This is a genomic window from Pseudomonas sp. GW821-FHT10B02 (assembly GCF_059415665.1).
The window spans coordinates 16,673-31,060 of the sequence record NZ_JBWKNR010000005.1 but is presented as its reverse complement, the minus strand read 5'-3'; the positions used below and the strand labels follow the sequence as shown (position 1 = coordinate 31,060).

The 14,388-nt window shown below is 59.4% G+C and carries 12 protein-coding genes; 3 read left to right on the top strand and 9 right to left on the bottom strand.

The window, feature by feature from the left end:
- The first annotated feature begins 33 nt into the window (after positions 1-33).
- Positions 34-1,440: a purine-cytosine permease family protein gene (locus AC07OF_RS09675; RefSeq protein WP_342622214.1), complete on the top strand. Its 1,407-nt coding sequence runs from the start codon at positions 34-36 to the stop codon at positions 1,438-1,440.
- Positions 1,441-1,763: 323 nt separating this feature from the next.
- Here the strand turns inward: AC07OF_RS09675 and AC07OF_RS09670 are convergent, their stop codons facing one another.
- The 9 genes from AC07OF_RS09670 to AC07OF_RS09630 all read right to left on the bottom strand — a co-directional run bounded on the left by AC07OF_RS09670 (position 1,764) and on the right by AC07OF_RS09630 (position 9,202).
- Entirely contained in the window at positions 1,764-2,297 is a 534-nt protein-coding gene (locus AC07OF_RS09670) for a fimbrial protein (RefSeq protein WP_157192668.1), read from the bottom strand.
- 8 nt (positions 2,298-2,305) lie between these two features.
- On the bottom strand, positions 2,306-2,809 hold the full coding sequence (locus AC07OF_RS09665; protein ID WP_157192667.1) for a fimbrial protein: 504 nt from the start codon (positions 2,807-2,809) through the stop codon (positions 2,306-2,308).
- The gene (locus tag AC07OF_RS09660) at positions 2,806-3,288 is read right to left on the bottom strand and encodes a fimbrial protein (protein ID WP_495072795.1); all 483 of its coding nucleotides are present in this window, start codon (positions 3,286-3,288) and stop codon (positions 2,806-2,808) included. Before AC07OF_RS09660 ends, AC07OF_RS09665 begins: the two co-directional genes overlap by 4 nt.
- Before the next feature lie 10 nt (positions 3,289-3,298).
- A complete protein-coding gene (locus tag AC07OF_RS09655; protein ID WP_157192665.1) occupies positions 3,299-3,877 on the bottom strand; it encodes a fimbrial protein in 579 nt (192 codons plus the stop codon).
- A 32-nt stretch (positions 3,878-3,909) separates the two neighbouring features.
- Positions 3,910-4,668: a fimbria/pilus periplasmic chaperone gene (locus AC07OF_RS09650; protein ID WP_495072794.1), complete on the bottom strand. Its 759-nt coding sequence runs from the start codon at positions 4,666-4,668 to the stop codon at positions 3,910-3,912.
- 22 nt (positions 4,669-4,690) lie between these two features.
- Entirely contained in the window at positions 4,691-7,180 is a 2,490-nt protein-coding gene (locus tag AC07OF_RS09645) for an outer membrane usher protein (protein ID WP_495072793.1), read from the bottom strand.
- A 44-nt stretch (positions 7,181-7,224) separates the two neighbouring features.
- Entirely contained in the window at positions 7,225-7,773 is a 549-nt protein-coding gene (locus tag AC07OF_RS09640; RefSeq protein WP_157192662.1) for a fimbrial protein, read from the bottom strand.
- Positions 7,774-7,844: 71 nt separating this feature from the next.
- Positions 7,845-8,399, bottom strand: a complete 555-nt coding sequence (locus tag AC07OF_RS09635; RefSeq protein WP_157192661.1) for a fimbrial protein — start codon at positions 8,397-8,399, stop codon at positions 7,845-7,847.
- Positions 8,400-8,575: 176 nt separating this feature from the next.
- Positions 8,576-9,202 carry a response regulator transcription factor gene (locus AC07OF_RS09630; protein WP_157192660.1) on the bottom strand — a complete coding sequence of 209 codons (627 nt, stop codon included), beginning with the start codon at positions 9,200-9,202 and terminating at the stop codon, positions 8,576-8,578.
- 208 nt (positions 9,203-9,410) lie between these two features.
- Here AC07OF_RS09630 and AC07OF_RS09625 point away from each other — a divergent pair, with 208 nt between their 5' ends.
- Together AC07OF_RS09625 and AC07OF_RS09620 are read left to right on the top strand one after the other, a co-directional pair.
- Entirely contained in the window at positions 9,411-10,622 is a 1,212-nt protein-coding gene (locus AC07OF_RS09625) for an EAL domain-containing response regulator (RefSeq protein WP_495072792.1), read from the top strand.
- 133 nt (positions 10,623-10,755) lie between these two features.
- A complete protein-coding gene (locus tag AC07OF_RS09620; RefSeq protein ID WP_495072791.1) occupies positions 10,756-14,388 on the top strand; it encodes a transporter substrate-binding domain-containing protein in 3,633 nt (1,210 codons plus the stop codon).

Below are 14,388 nucleotides of genomic sequence, written 5' to 3'. Positions count from 1 at the left end.
GTCCACGTACTCATCCTTGCCTTGGAGTTCGTCATGACCACCGCAACATCCGCTCCGCTTATCGAAAAACACACGATCGGATACGTGCCCCCACAAGATCGCCATGGAAAGGTGAGAGATCTGTTTACCCTCTGGTTCGGCGGCAACATCGCGCCGCTGCCGATTGTTACCGGCGCCCTGGGCGTGCAGCTGTTCGGGCTGAACCTGGTCTGGGGCATCATCGCCATCCTCGTTGGCCATCTGGTCGGCGGCGTGCTGATGGCGCTGCATTCGGCGCAAGGCCCGCAGATGGGCATTCCGCAGATGATCCAGAGCCGGGCCCAGTTCGGCTCCTTGGGTGCACTGCTGGTGGTGGTGATTGCCGGGGTGATGTACATCGGCTTTTTCGCTTCCAACATTGTCCTGGCCGGCAAGTCGCTGCATGGCGTAGTCGACAGCGTGCCGGTGCCGGTGGGTATCGTCATTGGCGCCCTGGGATCAGGGATCATCGGCATCATTGGCTACCGCTTCATCCATGTGCTCAACCGTATTGGCACCTGGGTGCTGGGCGTGGGCATCGTGTTGGGTTTCGGCTACATCCTCACCCACATCCAGACCGCTGACTTCCTCACCCGTGGCAGCTTCAACATTTCCGGCTGGCTGGCCACCGTATCGCTGGCGGCGCTCTGGCAGATCGCCTTTGCCCCGTATGTCTCGGACTATTCGCGCTACCTGCCGCAGGACGTTGGTGTGGCTTCGACCTTCTGGGCTACCTACCTGGGTTCGGCGTTGGGTTCGAGCCTGTCGTTCGTGTTCGGTGCGGTGGCAGTGCTGGCCACTCCGGCAGGCATGGACACCATGGATGCGGTCAAACTGGCCACCGGCAGCATTGGCCCGCTGATGCTGGTGCTGTTCCTGCTCAGCGTGATCAGCCATAACGCGCTTAACCTGTATGGCGCGGTGCTTTCACTGATCACCCTGGTGCAGACTTTCGCCCACCGCTGGATTCCGACCGCCAAAAGCCGTGCAGTGCTGTCGCTGGTGGTGCTCAGTGGCTGCTGTGTAGCGGCGATTGGCGCCTCGGCGGACTTTATCGGGCACTTTGTCGATATGGTCCTGGCCCTGTTGGTGGTGCTGGTGCCGTGGACGGCGATCAACCTGATCGACTTCTATGCGATTCACAAGGGCAAGTACGACATCGATTCGATCTTCCGCGTTGATGGCGGTATCTATGGCCGCTACAACCCGCAGGCGTTGCTGGCTTATGCCATCGGTATTGTGGTGCAGATTCCGTTCATGAATACGCCGTTGTATGTCGGTTCGGTCTCGGCGTATATCGATGGTGCCGACCTGTCGTGGCTGGTTGGTCTGCTGGTGACCTCGCCGCTGTATTACTGGCTGGCGAGCCGGGATTCGGCGTATCGCCGCCGGCAGATGTCGATGCAGTTGGCTATGCGTTAACACACCATACGGTGGGAGCGGGCTTGCCCCGCGATGCGATTTCCAAGTCACATCGCATCGCGGGGCAAGCCCGCTCCCACAGACATACAGACACACACCACAGCTCAAGGCGCAGAAACAGTGATCACCGTGGAGCCGGAAACGGCCCCGGGGTCACTGTTCCGCGGGTACTCAAGGTCGAGGTGATATCCAGCGGGGGTGTTCAGGCCATCTGAGTGTCCGTTGTTGTAATGATGATGGCCTGTGCCTGAAGTGCGCTGGCGCAGAGCAGGACCGCTGCCAGGGCGTTGCGCAGCGCAGTGGTGCAAGGTTTTTCATGGTGATCACTCGTAACTCAAGGCAAAGGTCATGGAGGCTTCGAAGTCGCCCAACCCAAGGCTGCGATTGGCTATGGTCTCGGGTTCGCCTTGCAGGTAAGCATTGAAACTGATCAGGTTATCGCCACTGGCCAATTCGCCCATGCGGTGGCTCTTGTGCAACGGCAATGCCGTGCCACCCGTTGTCTCCAGCCCCACCAGCAGGCCTTGTACGGTGGTGCTCTGAAGCACCAGTAGCCCCGGCGGTTCGCTGCTTTCGTTACCGCTGAAGGTGATGCTGACCATGCGTTTACCGACGTCCAGGTCGCAGTTTTTCAGGCGCAGCTCGATGGGGCGTCCCTTGGTTCTGCCGTTGAGGTAGAGGTCTTTGTCGATCACGCTTTTGAAGTCCAGTTTGATCAACTCGTCTTCCTCGGCCAGCACGCAAGGCTCATTCACCAGGGTGCCGGAGAAGTACAGGTTGTCTTCTGCTGCCTGTAGCGCAGGCAACCAGAGGCTGGCGGCGACCCAAGCGCTCAGGGTCATGGCCCACTTGCCCATAGATCCTCCTAGTAGAGCTCGGCCATCAGCAGCGCCGAAGCGGTAAAGTCAGTGCTGGGCAGCGCCGCCCCGGTAAGTTTTACCGGTACGGCTTCCAGCACCGGCGGTGTCGATGCGTTGACATCGATCTCTCGGGGTTGATTGGGAATCAGTGGGGTACCGCCAAGCAGTACCTTGATGCCCAGGTCGTTTACCGAGGTTTTCAGCGCCGCAGGTTCGAAATGGGCGTCTGCGCCCTTGAGGGTCAGACGCATGTGCCAGGTGATGCCCGCGTTGGCGGCACCCGGGCATTCGATCTGATAGGGAATCGCCTGGCGGTAGAGTTCGCCATCGATGCGGTTGACGGCGATATTGCGCTCGAAGCGCACCTCGATACGCCCACCCTTGTCGCTGACGGTGCAGCCGGGCGGGGCCAGCAGGGTGCCGCTGAACTGCAGGTTGTCCGCAGCAATGCATGGCAGGGGCAGGGCTGCGACTGAGAGTATTGCCAGCCTGCGATAGAGGGTGTTCATCGATAATCCACCACCAGGGTTGCGCTGGCGTTGAACGCGCCGGCCTTGATTTCGCTGTTTTCACGTTTGACCAGCACGGCTTGCAGCACCGGCTGTTTGCGCGTGTCGAAGTCCTCCCAGGTATTGACCGCAAGTCGGTGACCGTCCTTTATCAGGGCGATGCCGAGGTTGTCATGCTCGCGGACCCTCAGCAGTGCCGGATCGAAAGCAGAGTCACCGCGCACCTGCATACGCAGCTCGTTGCTCGCCGAGCGGCTGCAATCGAGTGCGTACTCCAGGGTGATGGTCTTGTAGTTGCCATCGATGCCGGCGGTCTGCACATCGCCAAAGGGGCCACTGATGGGCGCGTTTCTATTGATCACGCAAGGAATCGCCGCATAGACGACACCTTTGATGGTCACCACCATCTGCTCGTTAGCCTGGGTCATGGATGCCCAGCCAAGCAGCGTGGCCAGCAGTGCGCGACGTGCGACAGTCATTGCAGGGGCCTCAGTCATACGCCAGGTTCACATTGAGGCTGGCGCGGAAGGCGCCCGCGCGCAATGGCGCCGCGGTGCGCTCAGGGCGGATGTAATAGGTCAGCTGGCTGTCGCCGGGCGAGACGAACCAGGCCGGGGCGGTGCGGCCCAGGCGTACGTCGTTGCCCTGGACATCAAGCAGACGCAGGCCGAAGCCCTCGGCGCCGACTACCTTGATCAGCTCTGGGGTATCCGCATCGGCCACTGCGTTGAAGGCCAGCGCTGCCACCGGCTCGATCGCGCTCCAGACCAGGGTGCCCTGTTGCTCATCACGGCGGCCACCGTCGCTGCGCACACAGCCTTGCAGCTTGAGGTGCAGGGCCACAGGCGTGCCCTGATCGCCGATGCGCACCAGGCGGGCAGTACTCAGATCGCCCAGCGACAAGGTCTGATAGGCGGAGCTGGGATCCAGGTAGCAGGCGCTTTCAAGCAAGGTACCGATAACCTGGAACTCGGCCGTCTGCGCAGGGCTGCCAGCGGCGTGAGACAAGGTCGAGACACTGGCGCTGCAGAGCAAGGCGGCAAGACAGCTACGGCTTCCAGGCATCATGATTTGCCCTCAGGTGGATGGATCATCGGATATCAGCGTTTGCTGGCGACGGGGCTGGCGGTGCAGGTGCTTGCCGCACAGCTGAACTGCAGCTGCGGGCGGCCGCCGTAGTCATTGACGTAGGTCAGCACTGGCCTGTCGCCCAGCGCCTTGCTGCTCACCCCCAGATCAAGCTGGCCCCTGGGCTCGATCATCAGGGGTTTGAAGTCGGTTGCGCTGGTGGCCTTGAGGTTGGGCGTGGCATCGATCAGCGTGACGTAGTAGGGCGTCGGGTTGTTCACCAGGTAGCGGTCGTTCTGCCGGGTCAGGGTCAGCTTTTCCTGCCAGGGCGCTGCGTTGATCCCGGCTCTCGGGGCGATCGCCGCAGGGCGATAGAACAGCTTGACCCGCGTTTGCAGGGCAATCTGCAAGGTATTGGGTTTATCGCTGCGTGGCGGAATCTCGCGCAGGTTGAAGTAGAACAGCGACTCGCGGTCCTGAGGCAACTGGCCCAGTTCGGGCAGGCCCTGGATCTTCACCTGGCTGTTGGCCCCGGCTTCCAGGCGCTGAATCGGTGGCACCACCACCAGTGGGCTGGTGATCTTCTCGGCCTGCTCATTCTCGATCCAGGCCTGGGCCAGATAGGGCAATTGGGTATTCTGATTGCTGACGCTGAGGCTGACCGATTTCTCGCTGCCGGTGAAAATTACCCGGGTGCGGTCCAGCGACACGGCGGCCAGGCTGGTTTGTGCCGTACACGCGCCGATCAGGGCGAGCAGGGGCAGGGTATTGCGCTTGAAGCTGGTGTTCATAAAGGTACCTGTTGCAAATAGATTAAGCGGCGCGGTTGTCCGCCTCGCTGACGGGCTGGCACAGCAGCTCCAGTTGTCGTTCAGGCGATACCACCTGGTCGGGCAGGGTGAAACGGCAACGCGAACTGCCACCCCAATGCAGCGACATGGTTTCGCCCGGCTTCATGCCGCTCAGGTAAGTCGATCCTTCTTCACCGACGATGCCGGTTTCCTGGCCGCGGCGGTTCTGCGCGGTGGCACCGAAAGGCGGTGCACTGCGGTCGGCCATGCGAATGATGACCATGGCCTTGTGCCCGGCAATAACGTCGAACCGGCGGTAGCCAATCGCCCCTTCGGTCAGGGTCGCCTGGGTGATGGACTGGGTGGCTTCGACATCGTCGGCCAGGTCGTCCAGCACGATGCTGGCCTGATTGCGGTAGTAGCTGTTGACGTCGGTGACTACTGCCTTGCCGAAACGGTTGGTGCGGGTAGTCCCGCCGTTGCCGCGTACCGGTACGTCGGCCACGCCCTGGGTGTCGACCAGCAGTCGGGTGCCGCCCATGATGCTGCTGCGGTGCAGGGCCGCGCCCTGGCCTGTGAGGGTGGCGCCGCCTTGCAGGCTCAATCCGGCCGAGGTGTACTCACCGGCCTGGTAACTGGCGCTGGCAACGACCTGCGCCTGATTGCCGTCATGGGACAGATAGCCGCTGGCCGTTTCACCACTTGAGGCCTTGCCGGCGCTGAGCATGTAGTGGTTGCGCTCATCGATACGGTCGTAGTAACTCAGGCTATGGGTGGTATCGCCGCGGTTGACCGACGAGCTGTAGCTGAACGAGCTGGTGCTGCCCCAGGGGATGCTGACCGACAGGTAGGCGCCGTCATCGGAGGTGCCGTTCCCCTTGTTCTGGTACGCGGTCAGCGACAGGCTGAGGTTCTTCAAACCACCGACATCGAAATAGCGCGACAACGACAGGCTGTAGCGGTCGCTTGTCTGGCTGTTCCAGTAAGTCTGGTGGTTGTAGTTCAAGTACACGCTCAGCGCCGAATCGCGAAACTGTTTGCTCAAGGTTGCGGTGTACAGCTCCTTGCTCTGGTTCAGGGGCTGGCTGCCACGCCGGGCTTCGATGAACTCGTTCATGCTCAGGTAGTTCTCCTCGGAGAACCGGTAACCGGCGAAGGTGACCTGGCTGTCGTACTCGTCGAAACGCTTGGAATAGCTGGCACGGTAGGACTTGCCGCTGAGGGTGTCGCGCTCCGGCAGGGTCGCCCGCGACTGGGTGACGTCGAACGACAGCGCGCCGAACGCCATCAGGTCGCGACCCACACCGACAGCCAGCGAGCCATAGTCCTTGGCGCCGAGGCCGCCGCCATACAACGACCAACCGTTGCTCACCCCCCAGGAAAATTCACCGGTAGTGAAGGCCGGGCCATCCATCTGATGTTCCCAGTCGGAGGGTTTACCAGCGGCCAGCTTGTAGCGCACCGTGCCTGGACGGGTGAGGTAGGGGATGCTGGCGGTGTCCATCTGAAATTCCTGGACGCTGCCGTCCTGCTCTTCGACGCGCACATCAAGTTGGCCGGAGACCGCATCGTTAAGGTCCTGAATACGAAATGCGCCCGGCGGCACCTGGGTGTCATACAGCACCCGGCCTTGCTGGCGAATCACCACCCGCGCGTTGGTGCGGGCCACGCCGCTGACTTCCGGGGCATAGCCCCTGAGGTTGGGCGGCAGCATGTTGTCGTTGCTGCTCAGGTTGACGCCGGTGTAGCGGAAACTGCCGAACAGGTTGGAGTCCAGGTAGTCTTCGCCGACGATCAGGTTCGAGCGCAGCGACGGCACGGCGCGCAGCGCATAAAAACGGCTCCAGGCGAAATCGTTTTGGGACGGCTGGTCGTCACTGCGTTGCATCTGGCTCTGCCAGTCGCCGCGCAAGCGCCAGGCGCCCAGGTTGATGCCGGCGGTGCCGTTGCCGCTGAGGTTGTCGCTACGACCTTTACCGCGCTTGCGCTCGGTGGTCTGGGCGTTGAGGTTGTAGTCGAACAGCACCCCGGAAATGCCTTCGTCCCAGCGCGAGGGCGGGTCCCAGTTGGGCGCGGTGTATTCCAGCTGGTCCTGGGGGATGCTCAGGTACAGCGCGGAAGTGCCCAGGTTGCCACGGGCCTGCATGCCCGGAACGCTACTGAGGTCCAGGCAGGTGCCGTCGCGCCACCAGGTCAGCGACTTGACGACGTATTCTTTCAAACCCAGTTCTTCGACCAATGCCGGCGAAAGACAGGCCACGCTGCTTTTCGGATTATCCGCGTTCGGGAAATAATCAACCGGGAACTCCGTCAACGTATCGCGGTTCACGTGTACCATCAGGCTGTATTGGCCGGGCATGATGAAGTTGGCCGAAGCAAACACCCCAAGATCAAGGTTCTCGCGATCCTTGAGGTCAAGTACATCGGTGTTGAATTGGAATTCTTCGGCTGCACTTGCCCACGTCGCGGCACAACACAGCGCCGTGGTAGCCAGTACCTTACGGTGATTCACGTGACTAAATCCTTGAGCGACACTGCACACTGAGTGTCTGCAGTTCAGAAGTGCTGAATGCTCAGCTTGATCGTGGCGTGATAATCGCCTGCTTCCAGTGCATGACCGCTACCGACGAGTGACAGCGAGTAATTAAGCATCAGGCTGTCGCTAGACAGCGAGCTGTGCTCAAGTAACATGCCGGGTGAAATCAACTTTCCTTGTTCATCTTTTATCTGTAATGCAATGCCTTGTGCGCCGCCTTGAATACCGAAGTATTTACCTTCCGCTTCACCTTCGAACGCCAGCTTGAAACGCTGTGCAGGCTCGCTATTGCGGGACGCACTGGAACTGATGCAATCGCTGATATGGATGCTCAGGGATTGTTGAGATGAACTATCGCCGCTCACTAACCCATTAAGTGCGGTGGGTTTAAACGCCACGGTCTGATTGTCATTACCCACGCGGATGCTGCAGGCACTATCGACAATGCTCCCGGCCAGTTGCACGCGCCCCTTGAGTGCGCCGCCAATCGGCGGCTCAGCAGCACTGGCGGGCTGGCCCCAGGCGTACAGAAACAGCGGCATCAGCAGCAGCGCGGTTGAACGAATCATTTAGACCTCCGCTAGCTCCCCCGCAGTACGCAGTTTGTGCGTACTGCGGGGTACTTCAGTGACGTTAGACGTTACTGATAAGCGAGGGTGAAGTTGGCGAAGGTCTCGAAGTCGCCCGGTACGATTTCGGCCGCAGTGCTTTCGCCGCCGCCTTCCGGGGCAACCATGTCGCCCTGCAGGTAGGCATTGAACTGCAGATAGGTGTCGCCATTGGACAGCGTCTGTGCAGGCGAAGCATTGCCAAGCTTGATCAGCGCGCCGGTGTGGTCGGCGATGGCCAGGCTGGCACCTTGGGCAGTACCTTTGAGCGCCAGCAGGTCAGGGTTGGACGAAGGCGAACCGGTAAAGGTCGCGGTGGCCGCCTTCAGGGCGCCCAGCTCACAGCCGCGCAGCTCGATCTTGAAGGGGGTCGGGTTGGATTTGCCGCCGTTTTTCAGGGCGACGTTGGAGATTTGATCCATGTCGACCGTCTGGTATTGCGACTCTTGAGCGATGGAGCACGGCGAATCAATAATTGCGCCCTTGAAGGTAATGACACCGTGCCCCTGATCCTTGGCAACACTGACAGCAGAAGTTGCTGCAAGGGAAACTGCCATGATCGCGCCGGCCAACGTACTAAGTTTCATTTCACACTCCTAGTTATAAATTGATGTCCTTGAAGGGGACTCAAAGGAACACTCTTTCAGCTGCGGTATCTGTGCACCGTTGAGCTGGGATAAGTCTAGGAGTGAGCAGGGAAGAAGTGAGTAGGACGTTGCCGACGCAGGCCTAGGAAATTTCCTACAGGGTCATTGAGTGTCGCTCAGGGAGTCAATGCATTGCGTTTGGCGAACTCGGCAAGATCGACCAGTGAAGTAGCGCCCAGTTTTTGCAATAGCCGGGTTTTGTAGGTGCTGACCGTCTTATTGCTGAGAAAGAGCATTTCCCCAATCTGCTTATTGGAGTAACCCTGAGCCAGATACTGCAATACTGTTACTTCCCGGTCGGTCAGCGATTGAATCTGTTCGCGCTCAGTCAGTTGCTCCGCCGGATTGACACTGTCAAAGGTCAGGGCGGGAAAGAAGGTATAACCGGCGTCCACGGCTTTGATCGCGGTGATCAGGCTGCCGAGGTCTTCTTCTTTATTGACGAATCCGCGCGCGCCCAGCTGAATACAGCGTCGGCACACCGAATCGGCCGGTTGCGAAGTCAGTATCAGTATTTCGCTGCGCACATTCAGGGCTTTGATACGAGAGATAACAGTAAACCCGTCCAGTTTGGGAATACCAATATCGAGGACGACCACTTGTGGCGTCAGGTCGCGCACCAGCTGAACAGCATCGAGTCCATTGTCTGCTTCACCCACCACGCGCATGCCGTGCTTTTCCAGCAGGACCCTGACGGCAAGTCGAATGACCGGATGATCGTCAACTATCAGAACGCTATGCATAGTGTGATTTTTACCTTGAGAAAACGCTTGTTACGGAACGGTACAACCTGGGCTGTAAAAGGTTAACACCATTAGCCGGGCAGGGCGGGGCTGTACATTCTTGTAGTCTACCTTAGGAAATTTCCTAGGAAGCATGAGAAATCTCCCATGGAGATGTCGGAAGTGGGTCTCGCACACTGCTCCCTCCCATTTTGCGTGTAGACCTGCAATGCAAGATTTGACTGTTCTGGTCCTGGAGGATGAACCCTTCCAGCGCCTCGTCACCGTGACCGCCCTGGAAAAACACCTATCGAGTCCTGTCTTGCAAGCGGCGGACGGTGATCAAGCCATGGCGATGCTGGCTGCCAGCAGCTTTGTCGATATTGTTCTTTGTGACCTGAAAATGACCGGTATGGATGGCCTGGCCTTTCTGCGTCATGCCAGCAGCAGTGGCAAAGTCGGGGCGGTGGTGCTGTGCAGCGAACTGGACCCGATATTGCGTCAGGCCACTGTGGCGATGATCCACTGCCTCGGGCTGACGTATCTGGGTGATCTGGGCAAGCCGTTTCACCTGGAGGGTTTCAGCCCGCTGGTCAAGCGTTACCACGCACACCGCAACGCTGTGCCAAGGTTGCTGTCACCCGCGGAGCTACCGTCTCCAAGCGACGTACAGCGTGGCCTGGATAATGGCGAGTTCGAGGCGTACTACCAACCCAAAGTCACCCTTGAGGGGCAACGTCTGGTCGGGGCGGAAGTATTGGCGCGCTGGACCCATCCACAGTGGGGCGTGCTGTCGCCTGCGCATTTTCTGACGGTAATGGAACAGCACAATCTGATCGACCGAATGTTCTGGCATCTGTTTGAACAGGGCTTGGCGCTGCACCAACAGCTGGCGGCGCAAGGGCGGGTGGTCAACCTGGCGTTCAACCTGCACCCTGGACAATTGGCCTGTAACACCCTGACCGAACGCATACCGGTGCTGCTCAAGCGCGCCCGGGTAGCGCCGGGCAGGGTGATGTTCGAGATTACCGAATCCGGTCTTCTCAGTGCGCCTGCCAATAGCCTGGAGAACCTGGTGCGGCTGCGCATGCTCGGCTGTGGCTTGGCCATGGACGACTTTGGTGCAGGGTATTCTTCTCTGGATCGGCTCAGTGAGCTGCCGTTCAACCAGATCAAGCTCGACCGCACGTTCGTGCACAAAATGCAAAGCCAACCCCGAAGCGCCGCGATCATCAGCTGTTCAGTGGCGTTGGCGCGGGCGCTGGATATAACGCTGGTCCTTGAAGGCGTAGAGACGGTGGAGCAGCAAGCACGCCTGATTGAACTGGGTGGCACCCTTGCCCAGGGCTTTCTGTTTGCCCGACCCATGCCGGAAAGTCACTTTATCGACTTTTGCATGGCGCAGGCGCAAGCCACGGGAGGGGCAGGCACTGATGAGTGAACGACGGCAACGGCTTTGATTTATCATTGCACCAGCCAAGACGGCTATCCAGCATCTCGCCGTGTTTCTGGATGAACTGTCTTCAACCCACTGGCTCCCGTACTCCACCGGCTCTTACGGTCTCTGATCTCGCATGTATTTACGTTCTTTCTGCCTGTTCATCTGCCTGCTTTCCAGTAGCGCTGCGGTTGTGGCTGCATCGTTGCCCCTGGCCCCGCAGGTGCTGTCCAGCCAGCTGCGTATCGATCGCCACGATATTGAAATTTCCACCGAAGACTGGCATTGGCTGCGGCACAAGGCCGAGCTCAGGGTTGGCGTGTCGTCCAGCGAGTCAGCGCCGTATTCGGTCAATGCCCAAGACCACCAGTACGAGGGTATCAGCGCCGATGCAACCGCTCTGGTCGCGCAGTTACTGGGCTTGAAAGTAAAAATCGTTTCTTTTGTCAACGAAGACGATGCCGAGAGGGCCTTGCAAGAGGGACGCGTCGACGTCATCAGCCGCCACGGTAGCCTTGCGCCGCGCGAGGATCTGCTGCTCAGCAAGCCCTACGCCCGGGACCGCCTGGCCCTGTTCAAGCGCAGCGCCGAACCACGGCATTCATCGGTGAACCTTACCGGTTTGCGTGTAGCGATCACCAATGAACACAGTGCCGAGTTGAAACAACGCTATCCCAGGGCCGACCTACGGGTGTATGCCGACCATGACAAGGCGATTGCCGCAGCCGCCTTCGGTCAAGCCGACGTTTATCTGGACGATCTCTACAGCGCCTACTACCGCATCAATCGTGCGTTCTATGGCTACTTGCGCTTTGAGCGTTTCAGTGACCTGGCGGTAGGCGGCTACAGTTATGCGTTGCGCACGGATAACACACGTTTGCAGCGGCTCATCAATGTTGCTATCGAGGCTATCGGCGACGATCAGTTGCGCAACCTGGCCAAGCGCTGGGTCGGCAACAGCTTCATCCCCAGTGAAGAACCCGTAGACCTCACCGTAGAGCAGTTGCGCTGGATCCAGCGCAACCCGGTAGCGCGACTGGTGATCAATGACGACATGGCACCGGGTGCCTACTTCGACTCGAACGGGGTTTTTTCCGGCGGCATCGCTGACCTGCTCGAAGTGATAACCCTCAGTACGGGCCTGCATTTCGAGATCGTTCTGCGTAGCGGCGGTTACCCGCAAATGATCGAGACGCTGCATAAAAACGAGGCTGATCTGGCCTTGATGACCGCCAGTCCCGAGCGTGAGGCATACCTGCGCTTTTCCAGGTCACTGATCGATAGCCCCTTTGTGTTGCTCAGCAGCCGGGAGCAGCAAGGCAAGCTGGAGAGTCTGATCGACAAGCGGGTGGCGATTCCCTCCGGGCATGTGGCTATGCAACAGCTACGCAAGCGCTACCCCGAAGCAGCGGTGATAGAAGCCGGCACCACGCTGGATACGATGAACATGCTCTACAAGGGCGACGCCGATGCCGCCATGGTGGCGTTGCCGGCAGCGCGTTATTACATTGAACGCTTGTTTCGCGACCAATTGGTGATCAACCGGGTGCTTGATGTCGGGCCGTCCACGACGAACTTTGCGATGCGTCGCAGCGATGTTGAACTGCAATCGATCATTGACAAGGTCCTGCAGAGCATTGCCCCGGATGAGCTCAATGCGATCTCCAACCGCTGGCGCTCGCCACCCGGTATGAGCGGCCAGACCTGGATAAATTACCAGCGGGTGATCGTTGAAATTATCGCCGGTGCCGCGTTGTTGCTGCTGCTGTCGCTGGTCTGGGTGGTTTATCTGCGTCGGCAGATCAAGGCGCGGCTCAAGGCCGAACGCATGCTCAACGATCAACTGCAGTTTGTCGAAACACTCACCGACTGCATGCCGCCACCACTGTATGTGCGTGACCTCAAAGGGCGCATGCTGTCGTGCAACCGCAGCTACCTGAAAAGCGTCGGCCTGAGCGCCGAGCAGGTGCTGAACAAAACGGTGCGCCAGTTACCCAAGGAGAATTTCGAGAGCCTGCCGGACTTTCATCGCAACTACCTGCAGGCCATGCGCGACGGTCAGACGATCGAGTCGGTGCATGCCATTCAGTTGCAAGGCCGGGAAGTGTGGATCAACCACTGGGTGCAGCCGTTCCAGGATTCGCAAGGCGTCACCAAGGGCGTCATCTGCGGTTGGCTGGATATCACCGAACACCGCCAGTTGATTGAGCAGCTACAGGAAGCGAAGAACCTGGCCGACGACGCCAGCCGCGCCAAGACCAGCTTCCTGGCGACCATGAGTCATGAAATTCGTACGCCTATGAATGCCGTCATCGGCATCCTTGAACTCGCACTCAAGCGTGCCGATAGCAAACCGATCGACCGCGCCAGCATTGAAATCGCCCATACCTCGGCAAAAAGCCTGCTGGAGCTGATCGGCGACATCCTCGATATCGCGCGCATCGAGTCCGGACGCCTGAGCCTGTCGCCCAAACGTGCCAACCTGCGCGAGTTGGTCGAATCGGTGGCCAGGGTGTTCGAAGGACTGGCCCGACAGAAACGTTTGAGCCTGATCCTCGACATCGACTCGAGCATTAACTGTGATGTGTTGATCGATGCTCTGCGTTTCAAGCAGATCCTTTCCAATCTGGTCAGCAATGCCATCAAGTTCACAGAAGAGGGTTCGATCAAGATCAGCATTTCCGGTCTTTTGGTCAACGACAGCCTGCTCAATGTCAACCTCAGCGTCGAAGACACAGGCGTTGGCATCAGTTCTGGCGATCAGCAACGCCTGTTCAGACCTTTCGTCCAGGCCCAGCGCAATGTGCAGCAAACCGAAGGTACGGGCCTCGGCCTGGTGATCTGCCGCTCGCTGTGCGAAATGATGGGCGGCAGGGTGACCCTGACCAGTACCCTGGGGCGTGGTACCCGGATAGATGTTGAAATGCGCCTGCAAGTGCTTGAACACATTGATGTGCGCCAGGTGCCTGCGTTGATCCAGGCCCAGCCGAGGTACCAACTGCAAGTGTTGGTGGTGGATGACCACCGGATCAATCGCCAGGTGTTGCGTGAGCAATTGAGCTTTCTTGGCCATGAAGTCTGTGAGGCGGAAAATGGCCAGGTGGCGTACGAGCGCTGGAGCGAGCAACCCTTCGATATCATTATTACCGACTGCCATATGCCGGTGATGAATGGCGTCGACCTCACCCGGGCGATCCGTAAGACCGAACAGGAACAGGGGCTGGAAGCGACGGTGATCATCGGCCTGACCGCCGACGCGCAACCGGAAGAGATCGACCTGTGCATCCAGGCCGGGATGATCGATTGTCTGATCAAACCCATTGGTCTGGATGAGCTGGACGCCCGTCTGCTGGCCCTTCAGCCGGGGTATGAGACGGACACTCCAGAGCTTGTCCATTTGTCGTCAGAGCCGTTGATACCGGCCCCTGAAGTATTGCGCCTGGTCGACCTGGGCCCTCTGGAGTTGCTGATCAGTAGTGAGCCGGTGAAGTTTCACCAGATACTCAACGAGCTGATCAACAACAACCGCAAAGACTGCCAGGCGTTGAAGGCATTGCTGCAAGCAGGGGACACCGACAAGCTCACCCACCTGGCGCATCGAATCAAGGGCGCGGCGCGGGTGGTCAAGGGCGAGCAACTGGTTGAACGCTGTCGGCAACTGGAAGCCGCTTGCCTGGACCCTCAGGTTTCGTTTGCGCAACTCGAGCACGCTGTGGCCGAGGTCGAAGCAGCCATCGGCGCGCTGGAAGATGCATTGCAAAGCCTCTAG

What these genes read in the sequence shown, in the direction of transcription:
- AC07OF_RS09675 (WP_342622214.1), top strand. Translation starts at nt 34, where the DNA reads ATGACCACCGCAACATCCGCTCCGCTTATCGAAAAACACACGATCGGA.
- AC07OF_RS09655 (WP_157192665.1), bottom strand. Translation starts at nt 3,877, where the DNA reads ATGATGCCTGGAAGCCGTAGCTGTCTTGCCGCCTTGCTCTGCAGCGCC.
- AC07OF_RS09670 (WP_157192668.1), bottom strand. Translation starts at nt 2,297, where the DNA reads ATGGGCAAGTGGGCCATGACCCTGAGCGCTTGGGTCGCCGCCAGCCTC.
- AC07OF_RS09660 (WP_495072795.1), bottom strand. Translation starts at nt 3,288, where the DNA reads ATGACTGTCGCACGTCGCGCACTGCTGGCCACGCTGCTTGGCTGGGCA.
- AC07OF_RS09625 (WP_495072792.1), top strand. Translation starts at nt 9,411, where the DNA reads ATGCAAGATTTGACTGTTCTGGTCCTGGAGGATGAACCCTTCCAGCGC.
- AC07OF_RS09640 (WP_157192662.1), bottom strand. Translation starts at nt 7,773, where the DNA reads ATGATTCGTTCAACCGCGCTGCTGCTGATGCCGCTGTTTCTGTACGCC.
- AC07OF_RS09665 (WP_157192667.1), bottom strand. Translation starts at nt 2,809, where the DNA reads ATGAACACCCTCTATCGCAGGCTGGCAATACTCTCAGTCGCAGCCCTG.
- AC07OF_RS09635 (WP_157192661.1), bottom strand. Translation starts at nt 8,399, where the DNA reads ATGAAACTTAGTACGTTGGCCGGCGCGATCATGGCAGTTTCCCTTGCA.
- AC07OF_RS09630 (WP_157192660.1), bottom strand. Translation starts at nt 9,202, where the DNA reads ATGCATAGCGTTCTGATAGTTGACGATCATCCGGTCATTCGACTTGCC.
- AC07OF_RS09650 (WP_495072794.1), bottom strand. Translation starts at nt 4,668, where the DNA reads ATGAACACCAGCTTCAAGCGCAATACCCTGCCCCTGCTCGCCCTGATC.
- AC07OF_RS09620 (WP_495072791.1), top strand. Translation starts at nt 10,756, where the DNA reads ATGTATTTACGTTCTTTCTGCCTGTTCATCTGCCTGCTTTCCAGTAGC.